Consider the following 25,057-nt stretch of genomic DNA (forward strand, 5'->3'; position numbering starts at 1 on the left):
CAAGTCAACGACCGGGCCGCCCGTCAAGAATTGCCAGGATCTATTGCCAGCCGACGGACATTGTGTATACGTTTGACCGATTCGACATCGTCGTCAGCCTGGAAGGGAATCCCCATGCGAACCCCACCACTCATCGCTGCGGCCTTCGCCGTCGCGCTCGCCATGACAGCCTGCGGCGGCAACGCCGGAACCGGTGGCAGCACGTCGGGAGGTCAGGCCGGCGGAGACTTCAAACCGCTGTCGCGCGTCGAGATCATCGCCCCCGCGGCGCCAGGCAGCGGCTGGGACCAGACGGCCCGTGCGGTGCAGGAGGCCATGAAGGCCGACGGCCTGGCCCGAAGCGTGGAGGTCAAGAACGTTCCCGGTGCGTCGGGCACGGTCGCCCTTGCCCAAGTGGCCCCGCAGAAGGGCAAGAGCGATCTGCTGATCGCGTCGGGCCTGGCGATGATGAGCGGCATCGTCACCAATGGCACCAACGTCACCCTCGACGACCTCACACCGGTTGCCCGCGTCGTTGGCGAGTACGAGGTCATCGTCGTCCCCAAGAGCGTGCCATACAACAACGCCGACGAACTCTTCGCCGCCATCAAGGCAGACCCCAAATCGGTTGCGATTGCCGGTGGTTCGGCCGGAAGCGCCGACCAAATCTTCATCGGCTTGATGGCTCAGCACTACGGCGTGAAGCCGTCCGACGTCAACTACGTCCCGTACAGCGGTGGAGGCGAGGCGACGACGGCACTGCTCGGCGGCCACGTCCAGGCGGGCGTCGCCGGGCTCAACGAGTTCTCCGAACAGATCAAGAACGGAAACCTCAAGGGCCTGCTGATCTCGTCGACCGATCAGGTCGAAGGCGTCACCTTCGCCCAGACCGCAACGCAGATCGACCCCAAGCTGGAGTTCCAGAACTGGCGGTCGATCATGGCGCCGGGCGGTATCGATGACGCACTCGAGAGCCAATACGTCGAGGCGCTCACCCGGATGCACGGATCCTCGGCGTGGTCGGACGCGGTCAAGAAGAACGGATGGAATGACAACTTCCTGGCCGGTACCGAATTCGCCACCTGGCTCAAGGAAGAGACCGAGCGTGTGCAGGCGGTGCTGACCGACCTCGGCCTAGCCAAACAGGCGGGTTAGTGACCGCCGAGATCGCGCAGGCCGAGGTTCCGCAGCGCAGGTCGATCCCGTGGGGCGACTGGGTCATCGCCGTGGCGATCCTGGGGATCGGTGTCGTGGTGCTGCTGGACGGTCTCCATCAGGTGGCGTCGACGTCCGCGTCGGGCGTCGGTGCCGGATTCGTGCCGAAGGTCGTCGGCGTACTGCTCGTCGCGCTGTCGCTGGCGCTCATGGTGCAGGTGGCGAGGGGCAGCCTCGGTCAGCCCGATGAGGCGGAAGGCGACGTGGACGTCCGCAGCACCCGGTGGGTGCCGCTGGCGGTGTGCGTGGCCGCGGCGGTCATCTTCATCGTCGGGGTCGAGCCGTTGGGCTACGTCATCGTCAGCTCGCTGGTCTTCTGGCTCACCGCGTGGGCGCTCGGCGCCAGGCACGTCGTGCACACGGCCGTGATCGGCGTCGTCCTCTCGGTGGTCATCTATCTGTCGTTCACGCGACTGCTCGACATCTCGTTGCCTGCAGGGGTTTTGGGCTTCTGATGTCCGGATTCGAAGGGCTCCTGCACGGACTTTCCGTCGCGGTCACACCTCAGGCCCTGTTGTTCGCGCTGCTCGGCACCGTGGTCGGGACGCTCATCGGCGTGCTTCCCGGCATCGGTCCCGCGCTGACGATCGCGCTCCTGCTGCCGCTCACGTACGGGTTGGAACCCGAGCTGGCCTTCATCATGTTCGCAGGCATCTACTACGGCGCGATGTACGGCGGTTCGACGACGTCGATCCTGCTCAAGACGCCAGGCGAATCCGGCTCCGTCATCACGGCGATCGACGGCAACAAGATGGCCCGTCGAGGTCGCGGCGCTGCGGCACTTGCCACCGCCGCCATCGGGTCGTTCGTCGCCGGGACGATCGCGACCCTGCTCCTCGCCTTCTTCGCGCCGTGGATGGTCGGCGTCGCAGTGAAACTCGGGGCGCAGGACTACTTCGCGCTGATGGTCGTCGCGTTCCTCTCGGTCAGCGCGCTCGTCGGCTCGTCGCCACTGCGCGGCGTGATCTCGATGTGCTTGGGCCTCGTCATCGGCCTCGTCGGGATCGACTTCCAGAGTGGGCAGCAGCGGCTGGTGTTCGGCCAGGTCTCGCTGCTCGACGGCATCGACACCGTTGTGCTCATCGTGGCGCTGTTCGCGGTGGGCGAGGTTCTCTACGTTGCAGCGCAACAGGTTTCGAGCCACTTCGACATGCTCCATCTGGACAAGGGCAAGAAGTGGATGACGCGCGAGGATTGGGCGCGCTCGTGGAAGCCGTGGCTGCGGGGCACCGGAGTCGGTTTCCCGCTCGGCGTCATTCCCGCTGGCGGTTCCGAGATTCCGACGTTCCTGTCCTATGCGATGGAGCGGCGACTGTCCAAGCGCAAGGAGGAGTTCGGCGAAGGCGCGATCGAAGGCGTGGCGGGCCCCGAGGCCGCCAACAACGCGAACGCGGCGGGCACGCTGGTCCCGTTGTTGACGTTGGGCATCCCGACGTCGGCGACCGCCGCCGTCATCCTCGTCGCATTCCAGCAGTACGGAATCCAGCCCGGCCCACAGCTACTCGAAACACAGTCGGCCCTGGTGTGGGGACTGATCGCAAGCCTGCTCATCGCCAATGTCATTCTGCTGGCGCTGAATCTGCCGCTCGTCGGCCTGTGGGTGAAGATTCTCGAGATTCCCAAGCCCTACCTGTTCGCGGCGATCATGACCTTTGCCCTGCTCGGTACGTACGCCGTCAACGGTTCGACCTACGACGTGGGCCTGCTCTTGGTTCTCGGCGCGATCGGCTACCTCATGCGCAGGTTCGGATTCCCGATCTCCCCGATGGTCGTCGGTGCGATCCTCGGGCCGCTCGCCGAGGTCCAGCTGCGCCGCGCGCTCGACATCGCAGGCGGTGACGTGCTCACGCTCGTCAGCACCCCGTTCACGATCGTCGTCTATCTGACCCTGGCAGCCATGCTGGTCGGCGGATATGTCCTTCGCCGCCGCGCCTCCCGAGAGGCAGTCGTGGCGTCAGCGGGCGAACACGAGGCCGATCACGTGGACGAGGCCCCTGGCAGGGGCCGACCATGAAACTTACTGCGCTGTAGTGCAATAGCGGCAGTCACGCAGGCGGGAAGCTTCCCCAGTATTCGTGCAGGCCACTGATCCGATCCCCAGAAACGGTCAGCACGATTACTTCCCAGTTGCGGTAGTTCAGTGCCGGACCGGCCGTTCCCGTCGCTTCGGTTTCGTAGATGACCCGCGAACCGGTGGCGACCCTCGACTTCACTACACCTTCGAGTCGCGCCCCGCTGGTGCCGTTCGCCAGAGCCCATCGGCCCAACACCTCGCGACCGGAAAATCCTTCGTGCATCCCCACATGTGGCCCAACCGGGAACCAGAAGCTGAACTCGGGCGTGGCCATCTCGAGGAAGGGAAGCCACTCCCCGGTACGCCACGCGCTCGTGAACCGATCCATTGCCCGATCGGCCACGGCCTCGGCTGGCGCAGGCTCCGTGAGATCCTCCGCACACCCGGTGAGCAGGCCTGCCGCGACGAGAACGAGTGCACTCAATTGCCGAATCATGATGACAGCAGCCTCAGCCAGCGGAGCGCCGCGACGCTTCTTGCACCAGAGCACGGTCGCCCTCCTCGTAGAGACGCTGAATGCCCATGAAGATCACCTGCCAGCCATCCGCCGTGCGAACGAGTCGGTGAATGTACACACCGCCGAGGGTCCAGAACCGATCATCGATCCGATGCGTAGCTCGGACATGAGAACGCGCCGTCGCCTCGTCACCTGAACCGTCCACTGCCACATTGGTTATCACGTGCTGGGTTGCATCGAAGCCCTGCAAAGTGGCGCGCCATTGCCCGACGAGATCTGTCCGCGACGCGGTTTCGACATCGCCGCCGAAGACGCTCACGTAGTCCGTCGTCACCTGCCCAGCCAGCATCGTCAGTACCCTGTCCCATTCGCGAAGATCGCTGTACAAACCAATGCCGGTGACAGTCTGGGTAACCGCCAGCTGATCGTGCACCGATAGCGGTACCGCGCCAGCGTTGGGTGAACCAGACAGCATCACCAAACCCGTAAGCGTTAGAGCAGCCGCCAGCCTGAGGGTAGGTATGCCCAACGTCGCCATCGCTTTTCGCCTTCCTAAGCTGCCAGCAGGATGGACTGACCGCCCGAGGGATGTCCAAGTGCTTCGGTGATAGCCATCGGTTATGAGCTGTCAGGTACCGGCGGATTCTCGGCGGCGGCCGCGACCAGGACGGCTTGGCGCAGCGCGGTGAGCAAAGGCCTGTCGTCGCCCCGACGCCACGCGAGAACGAGTCGGCTGGGACTGAGTCCGGCGACCGGTCGGACCACCACGCCGTCGCGAGTCACCAGCGATGCGTTGCCCGCGGCGATCAGGCAGACGCCCAGCCTGGCTGCGAGGGCTTCCACGGCCTCTTCGGTGCTCGAGATCTCTGCGCCGATACGGACCGGATGACCACGGCGCTCGTCGGTCGCCAGCCAGTAGTCCCGTAGCGCGCCGCTGGCAGCGGGAAGGGCGAGGAATGGTTCATCCAGCAGGTCACTGATGTCGACGTGCGCTAGTGCGGCCAGCGGGTGATCGGCCGGCAGGGCGACGAGGCGGGACTCAGTGGCCACATCCATCCATTCGAACGCGTGGGATTCGGGCAACGGCAGCCATACGAAGGCCGCGTCGGTGCGCTTGGAACCGTGCGCTGTCAAGCCGCCTGTTGGGTCCTCCCACGAGATTTGCCGCAACAGCAACTGGGCCTGCGGCGCGCTGTCGGCCAGGAGCATCCGGATCCCGGGGAGCAAGCCCCGACCGAGTCCGGTGCTGAAGCCAACCAACAGCGTGGCCTCTTGGGTGTGGGTGGCCGCGGCCAGCAACCGTTGGCCGTGATCCCAGGCCGCGAGCACCTCCCTTGCCTGTGGGAGCAGGGCCTCACCGACCGGGGTGAGGTGCACCGAGCGGCGGTCTCGCTCGAACAGCGGCGCCCGCAATTGCCTTTCCAACAACCGAATCTGCTTGGACAACGCCGGCTGGCTGACGAACAGTGCCTCCGCCGCCCGGGTGAAATGCAGGTACTCCGCGGTGGTCACGAAGTACCGCAGATCACGCAAGTGGACGTCCATTCCCAATGGCTATCACAGCGGGTCTTGGACAGGCCAGGACAAACGACGCACGTTGATCAGAACAGCGGCGTGATCTCGATGCGACGGGCATCTCGTGCAGTGGGGAGGTTGGACCCAAGATGTTCAAGACGACCATGATCGCTACGGGGCTCGCAGTCGGGCTGGCCATGTCCGGGTGCTCGGCTCAATCGGCACCAGACGGTGAGATCCGCGTAGAGCGCGTCGAGTTCAGCTCCGGTGGTGAAGGCATCGTCGGCGACCTCTACGTCGCCGGCGGAGTGAGCCGAACTCGCCCGGGCCCAGCCATCGTCGTTACCGGTGCCTGGATGACGGTGCGGCAACAGATGGCAGCACGTTACGCGCGCAAACTCGCCGAGCGCGGCTACACCGCGCTCGTCTTCGACTATCGCGGTTGGGGCGAGAGCGAGGGCGACCGTCGCCAGTACGAAGATCCGCACGCCAAAACCGTTGATACCCAAGCCGCTTTCGGCTACCTTGCGAGCCGACCGGATATCGACGATGCGCGGCTTGGCGGGCTGGGCATTTGCGCCAGCTCGGGCTACATGGTTCGCGCTGCGCTAGACACGCCCACGGTCCATTCGATAGCGCTGGTCGCGCCGTGGCTACACGACCGTGACGTAGTGCTGCAAACGTACGGCGGCGAATCCGGGGTTGCTGAGCTGATCGAGTCCGGCCGCGTCGCCGAGGCCGAATATCGCGATACTGGCCACCAGCGGTTCGTCCCTGCAGCCAGCTCGACGGATCGCCGCGCGATCATGTTCGATGCGCCCTACTACACCGAGCCCGACCGAGGAATGATCACGGCTTGGCGCAATGACGCCGACCCGGCGTTCTGGGAAGGATGGCTCGCCTTCGACGGCGTTGCCGGTGCGCCGAGGTTGAGTCAGCCGCTTTTCATGGTCCACAGTGAATCGGCCGCGATTCCAGAGGGCGCCAAGCGGTTTTACAGTCGTGTGACCGCACCGAAGTCCGAGCTTTGGCTGGACAACGTCAGCCAGTTCGATTTCTATGACCGCACCGGGCCGGTCGAGTCGGCCGTCGCAGCGGTTGCGCTCCACTTCGCAAGAACGCTTTGACTGTCAATCACGCAACAGTAGTGATCAGTCATCCAGAGGAGATCACTCTGGCAGCGGACCCGCCACATAGGCTAGCGTAAGTTTGCATACAGTATCCGGACGATCCGAGAAGAGGCTGAATCCGTTGGCCACCCTGCTTCTGCACCACCCGATCTTCGCCAACCACCAGACCTCTGCGGGCCATCCCGAGCGGCCTGACCGCTACCGCGCGGTGGCGGCGGTGCTCGACCAGCCGCAGTTCGACCCACTGGTGCGCGAGATGGCAGAAATCGCCGATCTCGAGACGACGCGATACGTCCACACCAACCGCTACGTCGACACGCTCGAAGCCGCACGCCCGGACGACGGCTACGTCTATCTCGACGGCGGCGACACCATGATGGACCCCACGACGTGGGAGGTCGTACTGCGCGGCGTCGGTGCCACCGTCCAGGCCGTCGACAAGGTTCTCGCGGGCGAGGTGCAGAACGCCTTCGTCGCGTGCAGGCCGCCCGGCCACCATGCCGAAACCGAACGGGCGATGGGCTTCTGCCTCTTCAACAACATCAGCATCGGCGCGCGCCATGCACAGATCAAGCACGGGTTGACGCGCGTAGCGATCGTCGACTTCGACGTCCACCACGGCAACGGCACGCAGGAGATCTTTTACGCCGACCCGAGCGTCCTCTACGCCTCGACCCACCAGATGCCACTCTTTCCAGGCACCGGTGAAGCGGACGAAACCGGCGTTGGCAACATCTTCAACTCACCGCTAACCGCGGGCGACGGCGGCGGCGAACTGCGCGAGGCATTCGAGGACCGGATTCTGCCTGCGCTCAACCTGTTCCGGCCCGAGTTGATCATCGTCTCGGCCGGTTTCGACGCGCACGAACGCGATCCGCTCGGCTCCCTGAACATGACGGCGGACGACTTCGCCTGGGTAACGCGCGCGCTGATGGATTCCGCGGAGACGCACTGTGACGGCCGCCTCGTCGCGGTCCTCGAAGGTGGTTACGACCTGAAGGGCCTTGCCGATTCGGTCAGCGCTCACGTTGGGGAACTCATGAAAGGCTAAGGCCGTTCTCAGCTCGGCCGCGGATACTGGAGTGGCCGGAAGGAGCGTGCGATGGTCGCAGCCTTGCTTGGAGTCGTTCTCCTGGTATTCGAACTCGTGCTGATTGCTCGCATGGTCGTCGACTGGGTGCGCGTGCTGTCCCCGTCGAGCGGCGGCAGCGGCCTCTACCAGGCGCGCCGAATCATCTACGCCATCACCGAGCCCGTGATCGGCCCGGTCCGGCGGGTGCTCAAACCCGCACGGTTCGGGTCCGTCTCAATCGACCTTGCCTTCACCGCCGTGTTCGTGGGCGTGATCCTCCTGCGCAGCGTCGTGGTGCCGCTGATTCCGTTCTGAGGCCCCGACTTAGCCAGGGGTGGTGCCACCCCGTTCGGCGGGCAACGGTGGCGGCAGCGGTGTGGTCGAGGTTGGCGTCGTCGACGTGGGCGTGGTCGAGGTCGTCGCCGTGGTTGGCGCCGTTGCCGTTGGTGTCGTCGGCGATTCCGGCCCGTGGTAATCCACCATCGGTTCCGTGCGAATCACCTCAGACCCCACGCTGACCACCAGCGACCTCGGGGTCACCGTGTAGGTGATGCCATCGTTCTCGGCGACGAACTTGCCGTCGCTGGAACGCGTAGCGGAAATGATCAGCTTGGCGCCGTCGCGCACGCGCACGCCGCGATATTCGTATTGCCCGCCCGGGCTCTCGCAGATCGCCACTCGCGAAGTGTCCGTACTACCGAACGCGGCTGCCGTGTTCGGCGAGGAGCACCGCGCCGTTGAGTCCACAAAACCCTGGCTGTCGGTGGTGGGTTCAGCGGTGGCGGAGGGCACCGTGACGGCGAGCAGTGCCAGACACGCCGCCGCGGTAATGGTCAGGCGGTGGGCGGGCGCGAAGTAGGAGTCCATCGTCTTCCACCAGACCACGCCTGCGGCGGTTGCGGCTGTACCCACGCCGCGTTACGAGGCACTTGTTAGATCACCGCTATACGAGCTGGGACACCGCTGCAATGGCGGGACTCGCATCGGCGGCTGCAGCCGGTGCAAATGCCGGCGCCGCAGCTAACGCGATCAGGGGCGCGACCGCCATCGCCGCGGTGGCGACGATGAAGGCTAGACGGCGAATCATGGTGGGGCTCCTCACGACTTAGACCGCTGTTACGACGTACAAGTCGGATCGGCGTCCGCAAATTCCTTAGATCATCGAACTTGTTTGGGTGCCGTTGGTCACAGCCGGTGCCCGCGCGCGGCGCGAACACGTCGAGCACGCCGACCGCCCGCACGGCCGGAACGAGCGCGCGCAACTGCGCCTCCACCTCCGAGTAGAGGGGTTCGGTTGGTGCCAGCGACTCGAGGATCTTGGCGTTCGCGATGAAGGCGGCGACCAGGACCGCAGGGCAATACGGCTCGAACTAACGCCGGCTCGGCACGAGGCAATAACGCGGCGCAGGTGACACCGCTAGGCGCTAGGCCGCGCGCGCTTCGTCGACGTAGACCTCTTTGATCACCTTGGGCCCGAACGGCCAGGTGCTCTCGGTCTTGGCGTAGATCAGATAGGCGACGGCGCCAATCGCGATCCAGCCCAACGACAATCCGATCGACAGCCAGCTCGCTGACACGTAGATGTAGACCCAGCCGACCAGCGCGACGATGGTCGGCAGCGGATACAGCCACTGCTTGTACGGCCGCGGCAGGTCGGGCTGGCGACGGCGCAGCACGACGATCGCGGCGACCTGAGCCAGCGACTGGATGATGACGAGGGTCGCGACCGCGGCATTGATGACCGTGGTCAGCGTGAACAGCGAGCCGATGATGGTGATCGCGCCCATGGTGATCACACCGGCGGTGGGCAGGTTCAGCTTCGGGTGCAACTTGCCGAACACCGGAAGGAACACCTTGTCGCGGGCGGCTTCGAATGGAACGCGGGAGCCGCCGAGCAGTCCGGCGAACACCGAGCCGATGGCTGCGATGACGATGAGGGCGGTGATCACTTGCGCCGTTCCGCTTCCCCACGCCTGCTCGAGCACACTCGAGGCGACCGACGTCGCACTCTTCAGTTGCTCCAACGGAATCGAGCCGAGCACGCCGACCTGCAACAGGAAGTACAGGCTCATGATGCCGAGGATCGAGATGATGATCGAACGCGGGAGGGTCCGGCCCGGGTCGCGCACCTCAGCGCCGAGGTAGGCGGTGGTGTTGTAGCCGAGGTAGTCGTAGATCGCGATGATCAGGCCCGCGCCGAGGCCGGCCCAGAACGATCCCCCGCTGAAGCTGAATGCACCAGGGGTGAAGGCGAATGCCTGCGCGCTGTTGAAGTGCATGAACGCCGCGATGATCGTGCTGAACACTGCGACCAGCATGACGACGAACAGCACGGTGGTGAGCTTGCCGATCTGGCCGATCTTGCGGAACAGGGCGGCCATGATCAGAAGGGTGATGCCGACGCCGATGATCTTGCCGAGCGCGGTGTTTCCGGTTTCGCCCGTCAGGCCGGGGATCAGGTATCCGAGGTACTGGACGAGCCCGATGATGCCGGTGGACATGATCAGCGGGATGAAGAGAACGGCGCTCCAGACGAACAAGAACGGCATCAGCCGGCCGGTCCGGTACTGGAACGCCTCGCGCAGGTAGATGTACGTACCGCCTGCCCCAGGCATCGCGGCACCGAGCTCAGCCCAGATCAGGCCGTCGGCAAGTGCGACGATGGCTCCGATGACCCAGCCGAACATCGCCTCGGGACCGCCGATGGTGGCGACCATCGCGGGAATCGTGACGAACGGTCCGATGCCGCACATCTGCGTCATGTTGATCGCCGTGGCCTGAAGCGGCCCGATCTTGCGCTCGAGTGCCGGTTGCGCGGACGCCACGGCTCCGGACTTCCCCGAGCTGGTGGATGAGGGACTCACTATGCGCCTCCGTTCGTTCGTGTTTAATTCGTTAGGAAAGTTTCTTAACATATTATTGGCGCGTGTGGAAGAGTTTGCTTTGTAAACTCCTTGCGACTGAAACGGAGACGGAGACGGTGGTGGGCCAAACTGCGCCGCAGGCGGGTACCCCGGCAAGCATGCGCGCGCTGAACCAGCGGCTCGTCCTCGGCCGGCTCCGAGCGCACGGCGAGGCGACCCGCCCGCAGATCGCCGGCGACACCGGCCTGTCGAAACCGACAGTCGGACAAGCACTGTTGGACTTGGAGCAGCACGGCCTGGTCCGTGCCATCGGGCGAAGTGCGGTCGGCCCAGGCCGCGCCGCGGTCATCTACCGGACGGCGCCCGAGGCGGGCCACATCGTCGGCGTCGACGTCGGACGGCAGATGCTTCGAGTCGCGGTCGCGGACCTGGAAGGCACCGTCGTCTCCCGCCGCGAACAGCCGAACCGGTGCCGCTCGGGGGTGATGCTGCTGCGCACCGTGCAGGAAACCATCCAACACGCGGTCGCCGACGCAGGCCTGGCCCCGCAGGACATCGTGGTGACCGTCCTCGGCACGCCGGGCATCCCGGACCCTGCCACCGGCACCGTGCACCGGGCGCCGAACCTGCCGGGCTGGGAGCGTCGCGGCTTGATGCAGGAGCTGATCGCCACGATCGGGGCGAACGGCTCGCAGGTACTCGTCGAGAACGACGCCAATCTGAGTGTCGTCGGCGAGCACGCGCTCGGCGCAGCCAAGGGCGTCGACGTGGTCGCGTGCCTGACCGTCGGCACCGGCATCGGCATGGGAATCCTGATCAACGGGCAGCTCTTTCGCGGCGCGCACGGTGCGGCGGGAGAGATCGCGGATCTGCCGTTCGGCCGGGTTCCGGCGGGAGTGACGACGCGCAGGCCGGGACCGGTGGAGGTCGCGGCGGCGGCCCAAGCGGTGGTCTCGGCCGCCCACGAGCGCGGGTTGAGCCAGATGCCAACGGCGAAGGCGGTATTCGACTTGGCCCGCGGCGGCGATGAACGCGCGATGCAAGTCGTCGCGGAGGAGGCGCTGAAACTTGCCCACGTCGTCGCCGTCGTCACGGCCGTGCTCGACCCCGGCCTGATCGTGCTCGCGGGCGGCATCGGCCGCAACGCCGACCTGCTCGCCGACCCCATGCGTCGCGAGCTGGCCGCGACGATCCCGATCGTTCCCGACATCGTCGGAGGACATCTTGGTGAAGACGCCGTGCTCGTCGGCGCCATCGCGGCCGCGAAGGACACGGCGTGGGATCTGGTCGTCGACCGACGCGTCCTACTCCGGTCGGCTGGAGAGGCGTAGTCGAACGATGGAAATCGTCATCAGGCGGGACGAGCGGGAATGCGGCAACACCGTTGCCGACGTCATCGACCAGACGGTCCGCTCCGGTGCCACGACCATCGGCCTTGCGACGGGCTCCTCACCGCTCTCGGTCTATCGGGAGCTGATCCGCAGGCATCGGGAGGACGGACTCAGCTTCGCGGGCGTGCAGGCGTTCCTGCTCGACGAGTACGTCGGCCTGCCGCCGAGTCACCCGCAGTCCTACGCGCACGTCATCCGCGTGGAGTTCACCGACCACGTCGACATCGACTCCGCGCGCGTGCACGGCCCCGACGGCATCGCCGACGACATCTTCACTGCCGCGGAGCATTACGATGCCTCGATCACCCAAGCGGGCCCCGTCGACGTCCAACTGTTGGGGATCGGCGCCAACGGGCACATCGGGTTCAACGAGCCAGGTTCGTCGCTGGGTTCGCGCACACGGGTCAAGACGCTGACCGAGCAGACCCGGCACGACAATGCCCGGTTCTTCTCGAGCATCGACGAGGTCCCCCGTCACGTCATCACCCAGGGGCTTGGCACGATCAGCTCTGCCCGGCACCTGGTGCTCATCGCGACGGGCGAGCACAAGGCGGAAGCCGTCGCAGCCGCCGTCGAAGGCCCCGTCACCGCAAGCTGTCCGGCCTCGGTGCTTCAGCTGCACCCGCACGTCACAATCGTCGTCGACGAATCGGCGGCAGCCCAGCTCGGGAACGCCGACTTCTACCGCTACGCGCTGAAATACAAACCCGTGCAAGAGAAATACTAGGTCAGCGCCGCCAGAAGTCGTACTCGTCACGGCCTGGCCGGAAGCCTGCCGCCTCCACGATGTCCACCGCAACGTCGAAATGCGCCCCGACGCGCAACGGCACGTGGGCGTCGCTGCCGAACGACACCGCGCCGCCGCCCGCCTCGAACCACCAACGCATCTGCGCGACCGATGCGAGCGGGCTGGTGGTGTTGAGCTCGAGCGCCCGCCCGGATGCGGCCAGCGCACGGAACACGGTGCGGTACTCCTCCTCGAAGTCCGCCTCGGGGTACTCCCCCTCTCGGTGCTTCGGCCAATTGCGGCGGGGGAAGTCGCAGTGCGCGAGCACCTGGAAGGCGTCGGAGCCCTCGACGAGGCGCAGCAGCTCACCGAAGTAATCGCGCACGACGCCGCCGGCCGGGCGGTACTCGTACACCCGGTCGACGAAGACCAGCCGACCGTCATGCACGATCGAGTGCAGCGACCCGAGTACACGGTCGAACCGTCCCTGCCGAAGCACGGCGGCCACACTGCCCGCGAAGTGGTGCGGCTCGCCTGTCTCGATGCCGGACAGGATGCGAAGTTCTCCGAACCGGTCGCGGCAGCGCTCGATGCTGGCCAGGTAGCCGTCGATGTCCAGCGGCACCACGCGCTCGCGCGACGCGATCGTCGGCTCGCCGGAGGGTGGATGGTCGTCGTCACTCCACCCGGTGAAGTCGACGTGCTCGGTGAACGCGATGGCGGGCAGTCCGACCTCGACGGCGCGGCGGCAGGCGCCCTCCATCGAGGCATTCACCCCGGTGTCCCAAGAGAATTCGGAGTGCACGTGGTTGTCGGCGGGAAGCATCAGTCCGTCGCTGCAGGACGATCGCAGCTCGCCCAGGTGTAGGGCTGCTCGGCCGATGTCGTGCTTCCCAGCAGGTAGGTCCTGTCGGTGCGGTTCGAGCGCGCGATGGCGCCGAACCACGTCGCCAGCGTGCTGAAGCGATTCCGCACACCGGTGAGAAACGCGATGTGGACGAACCCCCAGCCCAGCCAGCCGATGAACCCGGTGAGTCTGATCGGGCCTGCCTGCAACAGCGCGTGCCCGCGGCTGATGTAGGCCGCCGAGCCGAGGTCGCGGTAGCGGAACGGCTTGCGGGGCATGCCCGCGAGGTCGCGGCGGATGCAGGAGGCGGCGTGCAGGCCACCCTGCATGGCATTCTCGGCCACCCCGGGTAGGTCGTCACGGCCGACGAGATCGCCGATCACGAAGACCTCCGGATGCCCTGGCACCGTCAGGTCCGCCTCCACCGCGATCCGCCCGGAGTGGTCCGACGTCGCACCAAGCACCTCGGCGGCCCGCCGAGCGAACGGCACGGCCTCGACACCCGCGGTCCACAACACGGTCCGCGCGGCGTACTCCTCGTCCGCGCCGCCCGACTTGGGCGAGATGGTCACCCCCTCGCGGCGCACGTCGGTGACGTGCACACCCATGTGCAGTTCGACGCCAAGCTTCTCCAAGACCTTGGCGGCCTTGCCTCCCAGGTCCGGCGCGAAGCTCTTGACCAGGCGATCGCCGCCGTCGAAGAGCAGCACCCTGGCTTCCTCGGGGGCGATGCTGTGGAACTCCTTGGCCAGGGTTCGGGTGGCCATCTCCCGAATCTGCCCGGCCAGCTCCACTCCGGTGGGGCCTCCACCGGCGACGACGAACGTGAGCCAGGCCTCGCGCTCCGGTCCCGCGGGGAGCGTCTCGGCGATCTCGAAGGCACCGAACAACCGCCGGCGGATCGCCATCGCGTCGTCGAGGGTCTTCATTCCCGGCGCCCACTGCGCGTACTCATCGTGGCCGAAGTACGACTGCTGCATCCCGGCCGCGACGACCAGGACGTCGTAGTCGACGGTGAACGTGGTCGCGTCGGGCCGGCGGGCGGTCACCCGGCGCGCGTCGGCATCGAGGTCGACCGCATCCCCGAGCAAGGTGGTGACGTTGCGATGGCGCTCCAACTCCTCGCGCAACGAGCGGCTGATCTGCCCGACACTGAGCGTCCCTGTCGCGCACTGATACAACAGCGGTTGGAACACATGGCACGCCGCGCGGTCGAGCAGCGTGACGTCGACGTCCACACCACCGAGCCTGCGAGCACAGAAGAGGCCGCCGAACCCGCCCCCGATGATTAGCACCCTCGTGCGACCGTTGCTCACCGCACCGAGGCTAGCCTGCTCGAAATAGTCGGCACTCGGACGTGGTTCCTGGTTACGACCACTTCCAAGTTACGACCACGACGCACCTCGCACGAACACCGGAGGAAGACATGGAGACCTGGGACGCAATCCGTGCCCGACGCAACGTGCGGAGCTACACGCGAGACCCCATTCCCGACAGCGACCTTGACCGCATCGCGGAGGCAGGGTGGCGCGCGCCGTCCGCATCGAATCGTCAGCACTGGGACTTCGTCATCGTCACGGACCGCGGTCAGCTTCGAGAACTTTCCACGGTGTGGCAGGGCGCGCGCCATATCGCGTCGGCTACGGCGGCCATTGCGTTGATCGTTCCCGAACCGCCCGACGAGAGAACCAAGCTCATCGATCAGTACGACTTGGGGCAGGCGACGACGGCGATGACGATCGCTGCCACCGACCTCGGCATCGGCACCGGCCATTCGTCGGTGGGCGACCAGGAGAAGGCACGCGCCATCCTCGGAGTCCCCGACGATCACATCGTCTCCTACCTTCTCGGTATCGGATATCCCGCTGATCGTCCGCTCAAGCCGATTCTGAAGCCCGATCGCCGCCCCTTCGCGGAGGTCGTGCGCCGAGGACGCTGGTGACCGCGCCGCGTCTGAAAGTTCTTGTCCCAGAAGGCCTTGGCCTCGACTTGTCGGACGCTCCCGCGACCATCGACGCGATTCTCTACGAGCCTGGCGAGCCGTGGCCGGCCGGGCACCTGGACGTCACCGTGGTCGTCGTCGGCTACGAGAACGCCCCCGCCGTCGGGGCCAGGTTCGGCGAGTTGACCGACCTGCGCCTCATCCAGACCCTCAATGCCGGCTACGAGCAGTGGCAACCGCTGCTGCCCGCCGGTGTGATGCTGTCCAACGGGCGCGGTGCGCACGGCGGCTCGTCGGCCGAGTGGGTGGTGGCCGCACTTCTCAGCATCTACCGGGATCTCGGCATCTTCCGCCAACAGCAGTCTGAAGGCGTGTGGCGGCGATGGGACACCGAAACCCTCATCGGCAAGCGCGTCGTGGTCCTCGGCGCCGGGGACTTGGCGGCCAATCTCGCATCCCGGCTCGCCCCGTTCGAGACCGAGGTCGTGCTGGTCGGCCGACGGGCCAGGCCGGGGGTGCACGCGCTGGCAGACGTCGAGCAGCTCCTGCCAAACGCCGACGCAGTGGTTGCATTGCTGCCCGAGAGCGAGGCGACCCATCACGTCGTCGATGCCGAATTCTTGGCCAGGCTGCCCGACGGCGCAGTGGTCGTCAACGCTGGTCGGGGCGGTTCAGTCGATACCGACGCACTCCTGGCAGAGCTGACCTCCGGCCGGCTCCGCGCCGCGCTCGACGTCACCGATCCGGAGCCGCTTCCTGCGGGCCATCCCCTGTGGTCGGCGCCCGGCCTCCTGCTCACACCGCACGTTGCCGGGAGTACCGACGGAGCATGGCAGCGGGCGTGGGTCATCGCGCTCCGGCAGATCGAGGTCTTCGCCGGCGGTGGCATTCCACCGAACCTCGTCGCGGGTCCCTGAGCGCCGACTGGCTCATCCTGATCGAGAACGTTGCCGCTGCACGGCCTGGTGCGCGATGATGCCGCCCATGCGCAGATTGGATCCCCCGTCGCTTCGCTCGCCCAAAGCCTCTTTTCGAATGTCCATGCTGGTCGTCGTCGCGGGCCTGGTCACCGCGACCGCCTGCGCTCCCGCCGACGACAAGTCGGCGGCTCCCGCGCCGGCGGAGAACTGCAGTAAGGACTCGCTGACGACGTTGGCCAAGGGGTCCATCACCTTCGGCACCGACCAGCCGGCCTACCCGCCGTGGTTCGTCGACGACGACCCCGCCAATGGCAAGGGCTTCGAATCCGCGGTCGCCTACGCCGTCGCCGGGAAGCTCGGCTACGCAAAGGAGGACGTGAAATGGGTGCGGGTGCCGTTCAACGCGGCCATCGCGCCGGGCCCAAAGACGTTCGACGCCAACCTCAATGAGTTCTCGATCACCGACGAACGCAAGCAGGCCGTCGACTTCTCCTCGCCCTACTTCAACGTCACCCAGGCGGTCGTCGCGGTCAAGTCGTCGCCTGCGGCCCAGGTGAAGGACCTCGCAGGGCTCAAGGGCCTCAAACTGGGCGCCCAAGTCGGCTCGACCAGCTACACCGCCGCCCAAGCCCTCGATCCCAGCGTCGCGGTGTTCAACAACAACGACGACGCCAAGGCCGCGCTGACGAACGGTCAGATCGATGCGCTGGTACTGGATCTGCCGACGGCGTTTGCGGTACAAGCCGAACTGGCCGACGGGGTCATCGTCGGCCAGCTGCCCGCCGGCAACGAGGAGGCCGAACAGTTCGGCATCGTTCTGGACAAGGGCAGCCCGCTCACGGAGTGCGTGTCCAAGGCCGTCGACGATCTCGGCAATGCCGGCGAGTTGTTCAAACTGCAGAAGGTGTGGCTCACCGGCGCCGGTAACGCGCCCGTCCTTTCGTGACCACGGGCACGATCGACAGGGTCGCCTACCGGCGGTCCCGGGCCCGGCGGTCGACGCTGACCGCGCTCTTGTCGACCGTGGTGTTCGCCGCGGTGCTGCTGTTCGTGGTGACGTCGTCACCGGGCTGGTCACGGGTCCAGGATTCGTTCTTCAACTTGCGGATCGGCTGGGACAGCCTGCCCGCACTGCTGGAGGGGCTGTGGCTGAACATTCGAGTACTCGTCGTCTGCGAACTGTTGGTCCTGATCTTCGGGCTCGGAATTGCCGCGGTGCGATCACTGCGCGGCCCGGTGTGGTTTCCGGTGCGGGCCTTGGCAATCGGATATGTCGATCTGTTCCGTGGCCTGCCCCTGCTGATCTGCCTGTACCTCGTCGGGTTCGGTCTGCCCGGGCTGCGACTGCAGGGCATTCCGACGAACCCGGTGCTGCTCGGTGGCCTTGCGCTGGTGTTGATCTACACCGCCTACGTCGCCGAGGTCTTCCGGGCGGGCATCGAGTCGGTTCATCCGTCGCAACTGGCCGCCGCCAAGTCCATCGGGCTCAACTATCGGCGCACGATGCGACTGGTGGTGCTCCCCCAGGCGACGCGCCGGGTGACGCCGGCGCTGCTCAATGACTTCGTCGCGCTGCAGAAGGACTGCGGTCTGATCTCGGTGCTCGGTGCCGTCGACGCGGTGCGGGCGGCACAGATTCAGGCGGCCACCACGTACAACTTCACGCCATATGTCGTGGCCGGCCTGTTGTTCATCGCGCTCGCGGTGCCTTCGGCGCGGCTCGCCGACTGGGCGGCAGGGCGTGTGGCGAGCCGGCAGGGCGCGGTATGACACCGGTGCTGTCGGTCCGGGGGCTGGTCAAGGCCTACCACGACCGTGCTGTGCTCGACGGCATCGACCTCGACGTCGACGAGCATCAGGTCGTGGTGCTGATCGGAGCGTCGGGGTCGGGAAAGTCGACGCTGCTGCGGTGCATCGACCTGCTCGAGGACATCGACGACGGCCAGATCCTGCTCGACGGCCGCGACATCAGCGACCCGCGCATCGATGCCGACGCCGCCCGGCAGGCGATGGGCATGGTGTTCCAATCGTTTAACCTGTTCCCCCACATGACCGCACTGGCCAACGTCGCGCTGGCTCCCCGGGTGGTGCACGGTTCGACGCGCAAGGACGCCCAGGACCGCGGCCGCGAACTGCTCGCCCGGGTCGGCCTTGCCGAGAAGGCGGATGCCTACCCGGACAAGCTGTCCGGTGGGCAGCAGCAACGGGTGGCCATCGCCCGCGCACTGGCCTACGAACCGCGGCTGTTGCTGCTCGACGAGATCACCAGCGCGCTGGACCCGGAACTGGTCGGCGAGGTGCTTGCCCTCGTCGGGGAGTTGGCGGCGAGTGGGCGCACCATCGTGATGGCCACCCACGAGATGGCATTCGCCCGCGAGGTGGCCGACACGGTGTGCTTCCTCGACAACGGCCGCATTGTCGAATCAGGTTCGGCCAGTGCGGTTTTGACCGAATCTCAGCACGACCGGACCCGCCTTTTCCTGCAGCGGTTCACCGACCGACAGGCCTAGAACGGGCTGCTGTTCGCCTGCCACCGAGCCGATTCCGGCCGCGGGCCGAAGCGCCGAATGTAGTCCTCGTGCATGTGCGCGTCCTTCCTGCGCTTGAGCACGTCGACCAGATTCGGATCCAGATCGTGCTGGACGAGGCGGTATCGGCGCCACACCTTGTTCAGCGCAAGCGCCATGAGCAACGTCCAGATGTAGATCGGTGCCGTCATCTCGAGGTGCACGTAGAGCGTGGCAGGAATCAACCAGAACGGAGCGAGGACCAGAAGCGGCGGTATTGCCATCCGGACCATGTTTCGGCGGACGGCTCCAACGCCAGCGAGATCGTGGGACACCCACGTCTTCATCGAATCGGGCAGGCGACGTCCGTACGAGTAGGTGACGCACTGCCGGGGGGTGGGGCGGTTGGTGGTCATGATGCCTTCAGTTGTTTCGATGTTCAGGCGTCGAGGGCGCCTGCCGCGATCGCGGCGGAGTTGATCCGGGTGAGAACCCGGCGAAGTTCTTCGAGTTCGGTCAACTCGACGCCGAGGCGTGCGACGACGGCTGGCGGGATCTCGAGTGCCTGGCGACGCAGGGCGGTCCCGGCTTCGGTGAGCTCGATGTGGGTCGAGCGTTCGTCGGCGACGCTTCGGGTGCGGGTGATGAAACCGAGCGCGTCCAGTCGCTTGAGCATCGGCGACAGCGTTGCCGAATCCAGTTGCAGCGCCGAGGCGATCTGCTTGACCGACAACGGAGTTCGGTCGGCGTCGGTCGCCCGCTGGTGGTCCCAGAGCGCCAGCATCACCAGGTACTGCGGGTGGGTCAGGCCCAACGGTTCCAGCAGTGGGCGGTAGACGGCCAGAACGGCCCGGTTGGTGACCGCAAGGGCGAAGCACACCTGCTGTTCGAGGGCGAGCTGGTCGACGTCATCCGCCGTTGTCGTGGGCATGACTTAATAGTACACAAGTAGTTAGTGTCCTAGCAATATTACTACACTCACACTGCAGCCCCCGATGGGAGACTTCGTTCGTGTCCCTCCCTCACGAGCAGTCCCTCTCTCATGAGCAGTCGACGTTCGACGTCGACGCGATCCGCAGGTGCTTCCCTGCGCTCAGCACCGGCACCGCGTACTTCGACGGGCCCGGCGGCTCGCAGACGCCCACCGCCGTAGCCGACGCCATCCGCGACGCCATGCTTCGCCCGTTGGCGAACCGTGGGCACAACACCACCGCCGAACGCAATGCCGAAGAGATCGTCGTGCAATGCCGCCTCGCTCTCGGCGATCTGCTCAACGCCGATCCCGACGAGGTGATCTTCGGGCGGAGCATGACGGCGCTGACCTTCGATCTGTCGCGGACGCTGTCGGCACAGTGGAGTCCTGGCGACGAGATCGTCGTGACGCGCCTTGACCACGACGCCAACGTCCGGCCATGGGTGATCGCTGCCGCCAACGCGGGCGCCGTCGTCAGATGGGTGGACTTCGACCCAGAGACCTCCGAACTACCCGTGCAAAAGATCGAGGCGCAGCTCAGCGAGCGCACCCGCCTGGTCGCCGTCACCGCCGCGTCCAACCTGATCGGCACGATGCCCGATGTCCGCACCATCGCGGCGCGCGCCCATGCCGCCGGAGCACTGCTGTACGTCGACGGCGTGCACTACACCGCCCACAGCACAGTCGACTTCCGGGATCTCGGCGCCGACTTCTTCGCCTGTTCGCCGTACAAGTTCCTTGGCCCGCACTGTGGTGTGGTCGTGGGCAAACGCGACCTTCTCGCCGAGTTGCGGCCCGGCAAGCTGTTGCCGGCCACCGACCGGGTGCCCGAGCGATTCGAACTCGGCACGCTGCCCTACGAGCTGATGGCGGGCACCACCGCGGCCGTCGACTTCCTCGCGGGCATGACGAGTGCGCCGGGGAGTCGCCGAGCGCGGCTGGTCGCGGCCATGAGTGCCCTCGAGCACCACGAGGACGCGCTGCGTCAGCGGATCGAGGCCGGCCTGCGACAGCTGCCCGCGGTGACCATCCACTCGCGCGCTGCGCGGCGGACACCGACGTTGCTCATCACCGTCGCCGGACACGACTCCGCAGCGATCAGCGGGGCGCTTGCGCAGCACGACATCAACGCGCCCGCTGGTTCGTTCTACGCCTACGAGGCATCGAGATTCCTCGGGCTTGGCGAGGCCGGTGGCGTGCGGATCGGCTTGGCGCCCTACAACTCCGCGGACGACGTCGATCTGCTGATACGCGTACTTGCCTCGATTCTCAAGCACGTCGTCTGACATACATAGCCTGGGATATATAGGTATCCACTAGATGCCGAGTTGTCGGCAGCCTGCTCGAGCGAACTGCTCACAGGCGAAATCAACTGTCCAACAATGGTTTTCATCTCATATGCATTGGGCGCACCTTGTGGCAGCCGAACAGACTGGGACGTTGCGCGACCAGCGCAGACCACGCGAACACCAACGACGGCCAAGTTATTCCTGTGAATTGACTGTCCCACGCACTGAGTACGCTCCGATTGCCACTACATAGGGTGGGTGATATAGATACGGAGTGGGAAATCCGCCTGGCGACGAAGACGCCTTCGACTACGTCGGCGAGTTTCTCGATCAGGCCTTGGACCTGACCGCGCGGTTTCTCAGCGATCGCGCCGAGTTGAGTGCGTCCGCTGCGTTCGTGCTGAACCGGGTGTGCCGCGAAGGCCCCGTTCGACTAACGACGCTGGCAGCCAAGGAAGCGGTCAGCCAACCCTCGATGACCCAGCTGATCCAGAGACTGGAGCGCCTGGGCTTCGTGACCAGGCTCCCCGACCCCGACGACGGGCGCGCCACCCTCATCGGCGTGACGCCACACGGTCAGACGATGCTCGACGATCGGAAGCGCGTCCGTCGGGCACGCCTTGCGGTCTTGATGACGACGCTGACACCGGACGAGTCATGCGCGCTGCAGGTTTCGGCGCGGGTCGCATATCCCGTGCTGTGTCAGCTCGCCGAAAATGCAGACTGTTCGCCGGAAGATCTTGCGACGCAGCCAGAAGATCAGCGAGAGGTATGCGAGTGAGAAGTATTCCAGTAGGTCGCTGGCTGAAGAAGATATGGATCCCGTTGGTTCTCATCGTCGTACTGGCGATCTCGGGCCTCGTCGTTTCCCGTCTGCACAAGATGTTCGCGTCCCAGGATCTCAATGCCAACGCCGGTTCGGGCATCGAGATCGTCCAGTTCAACCCGAAGGTCATGGTCTACGACGTGTACGGCCCGCCGGGCAGCACCGCCCAAATTGGCTACTTCGACCCGGATGCCAACGTGCACTCGATCACTGCGACCCTGCCGTGGTCGGTCACCTTGTCGACGACGTTGCCGTCCGTCAGCGCAAGTCTCGTCGCGCGGAGCGACACTGATCAGATTGGATGCCGCGTCACCGTGAACGGAACCGTCCGTGAGGAGCAATCCGCCAATGGGGTCAACGCCCAGACGTACTGCCTGGTGAAGTCCGCATGACGCACGCGACCCCGCCGGCCGAGACCGACGAGCACCCCAAGCGCCCGTTCTTTCCACACATGCTGCGCATCCTTGCGCTGCCGATCGTCCTGTTTTGGGTGTTCGTCGCCGTCGTGGTGAACGTGACCGCCCCCCAACTCGAGACCGTTGGCGAACTCCATTCGGCCCCAATGGCTCCCGAAGACGCGCCTTCGATGAAGGCGATGAAGTTGATGGGCGGCAACTTCCACGAGTTCGACTCCAACAGCACGATCATGATCGTTATCGAGGGGCAGCAGCCCCTCGGTCCAGACGCGCACGACTACTACAACGAGATCATCCGCAAGCTGTATCAGGATCCCAAGCACATCCAGCACATCCAGGATTTCTGGGGTGACACGCTGACGGCCGCCGGTGCGCAGAGCGCCGACGGCAAGGCCTCCTACGTGATGATCAACCTTGCCGGCGAGCAGGGCCAGACGTTGGCCAACGAAGGCGTCGACGCCGTGCGCAAGGTCATCGATGAAACGAAGGCCCCGCCGGGCGTGCAGGCCTACGTCGCAGGGCCGGCCGCGCTCACCAACGACTTGCACGTCATCGGCAACGCCAGCCTCGCCCAGATCACAGTGATAACCCTCGTCGCGATCGCGTTCATGCTGCTGGTCGTCTACCGCTCGATAGTGACCACGCTGATCCAGCTCTTCCTGACGTTTCTCGGGTTGCTGACCGCGCGCGGAGTTGTCTCGGTGCTGGCCACCCACGGCGCCTTCGGGCTGACGACTTTCGCCGGGAACATCCTGACGATGCTCGCAATAGCCGCGGCCACCGACTACGGCATCTTCATCTTCGGCCGCTACCGCGAGGATCGCGGGTTGGGTCAAGATCGCGATGACGCCTACTACGCCACCTTCAAGTCCGTCGCGCCCGTCATCGTGGGGTCGGGCCTGACCATTGCCGGTGCCACCTACTGCCTCAGCTTTGCGCGGCTGCCCTACTTCTCCACCATGGGCGCCCCAGTCGCGATCGGCATGGTCGTGGTCGTGGCGATTGCGGTCACGCTCGGCCCGGCCATCCTCTTCCTGGGTAGCCGGATTGGCCTATACGAATCCAAACGCCCTCCTCAGAGCCGGTTTTGGCGACGGGTCGGCACCACGGTGGTGCGCTGGCCGGCACCAGTCTTCGTGGCGAGCCTGTTCGTGGTGCTGATCGGCCTCGTCGCGATTCCGGGCTACAAGCCGGCCTACAACGACCGCTACTACATGCCGGCCGACGCGCCCACCAACATCGGCTTCGCCGCCGCCGACCGGCACTTCTCCGAAGCCCGAATGAACCCCGACATCCTGATGGTCAACGCTGATCACGACATGCGGAACCCCGCCGACATGCTGGTGCTGAACGCGATCGCCAGGAACGTCATGCACACCGAGGGCATTGCGATGGTGCAGAACATCACGCGGCCGTTGGGCATTCCGATCCAGCACAGCTCGATTCCCTTTCAGACGAGCGTTCAGGGCCAGACGAGCAACATGAACCTGCCGTTCCAGCGGGCTCAACTGGACACCATCAAGAAAACGGTCGACGCGACGAACGTCTCGATCGACATCTTGGAGAGGCAGTATCAACTCTCGCTGCAGCAAACCGCGCTGACACAGGACTCAGCGGCCAAGTCGCGGGATCTGCTCGCGACCACCGCGGAACTGCGAGACCACATCGCGGACTTCGATGACGAGTTCCGGCCGCTGCGCGCCTACTTCTACTGGGAACCGCACTGCTACGACATCCCCATGTGCTTCGCGATTCGTTCCCTCTTCGATTCCCTCGACGGGATCGACAAACTGACCGATCAGACGGGTGCGGTGCAGGGCAACACCGACCAACTGGCGGACCTCGCTCCGAAGCTGACGGCACTTCTTCCGCAGACCATCGCGAGCATGAAGCAGAGCAGGGACCTGTCGCTGGCGTCGTACAACTCTCAGAAGGCCCTGCTCGACCAGTCGGAGGCCACCAACGACACCGCGCTGGCGTTGGGCGCCGCCTTCGATCAGGCCAAGAACGATGACCTGTTCTATCTGCCGCCGGAAGCGTTCCAGAACCCCGACTTCGAGCGCGGGCTGAAGATGTTCCTCGCACCGGACGGCAAGTCCGCGCGCATGTTCATCACCCACGAAACCGACCCCGCGACCGTCGAGGGCATCGCCAGGGTCGATTCCGAACGCAAGGCCGCGCAGGACGCCATAAAGATGACCTCGCTCTCCAACGCCAAGATCTACCTGGGTGGGGTCGCGGCCACCTACAAGGACATGTCCGACGGCGCCGAGTACGACCTGATGATCGCCGTGGTGTCGGCCCTGACGCTGATCTTCATGATCATGCTCATCCTGACCAGAGCCGCGGTGGCAGCGCTCGTCATCGTCGGAACGGCGGCCAGCTCGATCGCCGCATCATTCGGCATCTCGGTGCTGCTCTGGCAGGACCTCTTCGGTATTCAGGTGCAGTGGCTGGTCATGCTGATGTCCGTCATCATCCTGCTGGCGGTGGGATCGGACTACAACCTGCTGCTGGTGTCCCGGTTCAAGGACGAGATCCATGCCGGGTTGAAGACCGGCATCATCCGCTCCATGGCAGGCACGGGTGGCGTGGTGACATCCGCCGGGCTGGTCTTCGCGGCCACCATGGCGGCGATGTCATTCAGCAAGCTGATCGTGCTGGCCCAGATGGGTACCACCATCGCGATCGGGCTCTTGGTGGACACCTTGATCGTGCGCTCCCTGCTGATGCCGTCGATCGCGACGATGCTCGGGCGATGGTTCTGGTGGCCGCTGGTCGTCTACCCCCGCGGCGACAATCACTTCCGGAAACCGCAACCGCCGCCTCCGCCAAGCGAGGAGTCGGACACCGCGCCGGTGCCGGTGCAGGCGTAGGTCGGGCTTCGGGGCATAGACGCCCGCGTATGCAGTC

At 65.7% G+C, this 25,057-nt stretch carries 27 protein-coding genes; 17 read left to right on the forward strand and 10 right to left on the reverse strand.

Translation table 11 applies throughout. From position 1 onward, the window contains the following. Positions 1–114: 114 nt before the first annotated feature. The 3 genes from HNP02_RS14205 to HNP02_RS14215 are packed head-to-tail and all read left to right on the forward strand — an operon-like array spanning position 115 to position 3,208. Positions 115–1,134: a tripartite tricarboxylate transporter substrate binding protein gene (locus tag HNP02_RS14205; RefSeq protein ID WP_184439381.1), complete on the forward strand. Its 1,020-nt coding sequence runs from the start codon at positions 115–117 to the stop codon at positions 1,132–1,134. Next, positions 1,134–1,649: a tripartite tricarboxylate transporter TctB family protein gene (locus HNP02_RS14210; protein ID WP_184439383.1), complete on the forward strand. Its 516-nt coding sequence runs from the start codon at positions 1,134–1,136 to the stop codon at positions 1,647–1,649. Before HNP02_RS14205 ends, HNP02_RS14210 begins: the two co-directional genes overlap by 1 nt. Next, entirely contained in the window at positions 1,649–3,208 is a 1,560-nt protein-coding gene (locus HNP02_RS14215) for a tripartite tricarboxylate transporter permease (RefSeq protein ID WP_184439385.1), read from the forward strand. Before HNP02_RS14210 ends, HNP02_RS14215 begins: the two co-directional genes overlap by 1 nt. Before the next feature lie 31 nt (positions 3,209–3,239). Here the strand turns inward: HNP02_RS14215 and HNP02_RS14220 are convergent, their stop codons facing one another. The 3 genes from HNP02_RS14220 to HNP02_RS14230 form a co-directional block, all read right to left on the reverse strand. Further along, positions 3,240–3,692, reverse strand: a complete 453-nt coding sequence (locus HNP02_RS14220; protein WP_184439387.1) for a nuclear transport factor 2 family protein — start codon at positions 3,690–3,692, stop codon at positions 3,240–3,242. A 25-nt stretch (positions 3,693–3,717) separates the two neighbouring features. Further along, positions 3,718–4,263: a nuclear transport factor 2 family protein gene (locus tag HNP02_RS14225; RefSeq protein ID WP_184439389.1), complete on the reverse strand. Its 546-nt coding sequence runs from the start codon at positions 4,261–4,263 to the stop codon at positions 3,718–3,720. Between the two features lie 80 nt (positions 4,264–4,343). Then, a complete protein-coding gene (locus tag HNP02_RS14230) occupies positions 4,344–5,270 on the reverse strand; it encodes a LysR family transcriptional regulator (protein WP_184439391.1) in 927 nt (308 codons plus the stop codon). Positions 5,271–5,437: 167 nt separating this feature from the next. Here HNP02_RS14230 and HNP02_RS14235 point away from each other — a divergent pair, with 167 nt between their 5' ends. The 3 genes from HNP02_RS14235 (at position 5,438) to HNP02_RS14245 (ending at position 7,757) form a co-directional block, all read left to right on the forward strand. Further along, a complete protein-coding gene (locus HNP02_RS14235; RefSeq protein WP_184439879.1) occupies positions 5,438–6,367 on the forward strand; it encodes an alpha/beta hydrolase in 930 nt (309 codons plus the stop codon). Between the two features lie 124 nt (positions 6,368–6,491). Beyond that, a complete protein-coding gene (locus tag HNP02_RS14240; RefSeq protein WP_184439393.1) occupies positions 6,492–7,421 on the forward strand; it encodes a histone deacetylase family protein in 930 nt (309 codons plus the stop codon). A 51-nt stretch (positions 7,422–7,472) separates the two neighbouring features. Then, positions 7,473–7,757, forward strand: a complete 285-nt coding sequence (locus tag HNP02_RS14245) for a YggT family protein (protein WP_184439395.1) — start codon at positions 7,473–7,475, stop codon at positions 7,755–7,757. A gap of 9 nt (positions 7,758–7,766) precedes the next feature. Here the strand turns inward: HNP02_RS14245 and HNP02_RS14250 are convergent, their stop codons facing one another. From HNP02_RS14250 to HNP02_RS14260, 3 genes are all read right to left on the reverse strand, one after another. Continuing rightward, on the reverse strand, positions 7,767–8,309 hold the full coding sequence (locus tag HNP02_RS14250) for a hypothetical protein (protein WP_184439881.1): 543 nt from the start codon (positions 8,307–8,309) through the stop codon (positions 7,767–7,769). A gap of 76 nt (positions 8,310–8,385) precedes the next feature. Then, entirely contained in the window at positions 8,386–8,529 is a 144-nt protein-coding gene (locus tag HNP02_RS14255) for a hypothetical protein (RefSeq protein WP_184439397.1), read from the reverse strand. 337 nt (positions 8,530–8,866) lie between these two features. After that, positions 8,867–10,306 (reverse strand): APC family permease, encoded by a 1,440-nt coding sequence (locus HNP02_RS14260; RefSeq protein ID WP_221317598.1) that lies wholly within the window; start codon positions 10,304–10,306, stop codon positions 8,867–8,869. Between the two features lie 119 nt (positions 10,307–10,425). On the opposite strand from HNP02_RS14260, the gene HNP02_RS14265 reads away from it, so the two are divergent. After that, positions 10,426–11,637, forward strand: a complete 1,212-nt coding sequence (locus HNP02_RS14265) for an ROK family transcriptional regulator (protein ID WP_221317599.1) — start codon at positions 10,426–10,428, stop codon at positions 11,635–11,637. Positions 11,638–11,644: 7 nt separating this feature from the next. Further along, a complete protein-coding gene (gene nagB / locus HNP02_RS14270; RefSeq protein ID WP_184439402.1) occupies positions 11,645–12,424 on the forward strand; it encodes a glucosamine-6-phosphate deaminase in 780 nt (259 codons plus the stop codon). Position 12,425: 1 nt separating this feature from the next. On the opposite strand, the gene HNP02_RS14275 is transcribed toward nagB, so the two are convergent. Together HNP02_RS14275 and HNP02_RS14280 are read right to left on the reverse strand one after the other, a co-directional pair. Further along, positions 12,426–13,250, reverse strand: coding sequence for a PHP domain-containing protein (locus HNP02_RS14275; RefSeq protein WP_184439404.1), 825 nt, complete (start codon positions 13,248–13,250; stop codon positions 12,426–12,428). Next, entirely contained in the window at positions 13,250–14,587 is a 1,338-nt protein-coding gene (locus HNP02_RS14280; protein WP_184439406.1) for an NAD(P)/FAD-dependent oxidoreductase, read from the reverse strand. The genes HNP02_RS14275 and HNP02_RS14280 overlap by 1 nt, the downstream gene beginning before the upstream one ends. 110 nt (positions 14,588–14,697) lie before the next feature. Here HNP02_RS14280 and HNP02_RS14285 point away from each other — a divergent pair, with 110 nt between their 5' ends. The 5 genes from HNP02_RS14285 (at position 14,698) to HNP02_RS14305 (ending at position 18,643) form a co-directional block, all read left to right on the forward strand. Then, positions 14,698–15,213 (forward strand): nitroreductase family protein, encoded by a 516-nt coding sequence (locus HNP02_RS14285; protein ID WP_184439408.1) that lies wholly within the window; start codon positions 14,698–14,700, stop codon positions 15,211–15,213. Continuing rightward, positions 15,210–16,130 (forward strand): 2-hydroxyacid dehydrogenase, encoded by a 921-nt coding sequence (locus HNP02_RS14290; protein ID WP_309241551.1) that lies wholly within the window; start codon positions 15,210–15,212, stop codon positions 16,128–16,130. Before HNP02_RS14285 ends, HNP02_RS14290 begins: the two co-directional genes overlap by 4 nt. 118 nt (positions 16,131–16,248) lie before the next feature. Next, positions 16,249–17,079: a transporter substrate-binding domain-containing protein gene (locus HNP02_RS14295; protein ID WP_184439409.1), complete on the forward strand. Its 831-nt coding sequence runs from the start codon at positions 16,249–16,251 to the stop codon at positions 17,077–17,079. Then, positions 17,076–17,903 (forward strand): amino acid ABC transporter permease, encoded by an 828-nt coding sequence (locus HNP02_RS14300; RefSeq protein ID WP_184439411.1) that lies wholly within the window; start codon positions 17,076–17,078, stop codon positions 17,901–17,903. The genes HNP02_RS14295 and HNP02_RS14300 overlap by 4 nt, the downstream gene beginning before the upstream one ends. Continuing rightward, a complete protein-coding gene (locus HNP02_RS14305) occupies positions 17,900–18,643 on the forward strand; it encodes an amino acid ABC transporter ATP-binding protein (protein WP_184439413.1) in 744 nt (247 codons plus the stop codon). The genes HNP02_RS14300 and HNP02_RS14305 overlap by 4 nt, the downstream gene beginning before the upstream one ends. Here the strand turns inward: HNP02_RS14305 and HNP02_RS14310 are convergent. Then, the gene (locus HNP02_RS14310) at positions 18,640–19,056 is read right to left on the reverse strand and encodes a DUF5313 domain-containing protein (protein ID WP_184439415.1); all 417 of its coding nucleotides are present in this window, start codon (positions 19,054–19,056) and stop codon (positions 18,640–18,642) included. The genes HNP02_RS14305 and HNP02_RS14310 overlap by 4 nt on opposite strands. A gap of 23 nt (positions 19,057–19,079) precedes the next feature. Then, positions 19,080–19,571 (reverse strand): MarR family winged helix-turn-helix transcriptional regulator, encoded by a 492-nt coding sequence (locus HNP02_RS14315; protein WP_184439416.1) that lies wholly within the window; start codon positions 19,569–19,571, stop codon positions 19,080–19,082. Between the two features lie 80 nt (positions 19,572–19,651). Between HNP02_RS14315 and HNP02_RS14320 the strand changes: the two genes are divergently transcribed. From HNP02_RS14320 to HNP02_RS14335, 4 genes are all read left to right on the forward strand, one after another. Next, positions 19,652–20,899 (forward strand): cysteine desulfurase-like protein, encoded by a 1,248-nt coding sequence (locus HNP02_RS14320; RefSeq protein ID WP_184439418.1) that lies wholly within the window; start codon positions 19,652–19,654, stop codon positions 20,897–20,899. 277 nt (positions 20,900–21,176) lie between these two features. Beyond that, complete coding sequence (locus HNP02_RS14325; RefSeq protein ID WP_309241552.1) at positions 21,177–21,683, forward strand: MarR family winged helix-turn-helix transcriptional regulator; 507 nt, start codon at positions 21,177–21,179, stop codon at positions 21,681–21,683. After that, positions 21,674–22,120 (forward strand): MmpS family transport accessory protein, encoded by a 447-nt coding sequence (locus HNP02_RS14330; RefSeq protein ID WP_184439420.1) that lies wholly within the window; start codon positions 21,674–21,676, stop codon positions 22,118–22,120. Before HNP02_RS14325 ends, HNP02_RS14330 begins: the two co-directional genes overlap by 10 nt. Next, on the forward strand, positions 22,117–25,020 hold the full coding sequence (locus HNP02_RS14335) for an RND family transporter (RefSeq protein ID WP_184439422.1): 2,904 nt from the start codon (positions 22,117–22,119) through the stop codon (positions 25,018–25,020). Before HNP02_RS14330 ends, HNP02_RS14335 begins: the two co-directional genes overlap by 4 nt. Positions 25,021–25,057 lie beyond the last annotated feature (37 nt).

The sequence above is a fragment of the Mycobacterium sp. AZCC_0083 genome, from assembly GCF_014202335.1.
GTDB lineage: Bacteria > Actinomycetota > Actinomycetes > Mycobacteriales > Mycobacteriaceae > Mycobacterium.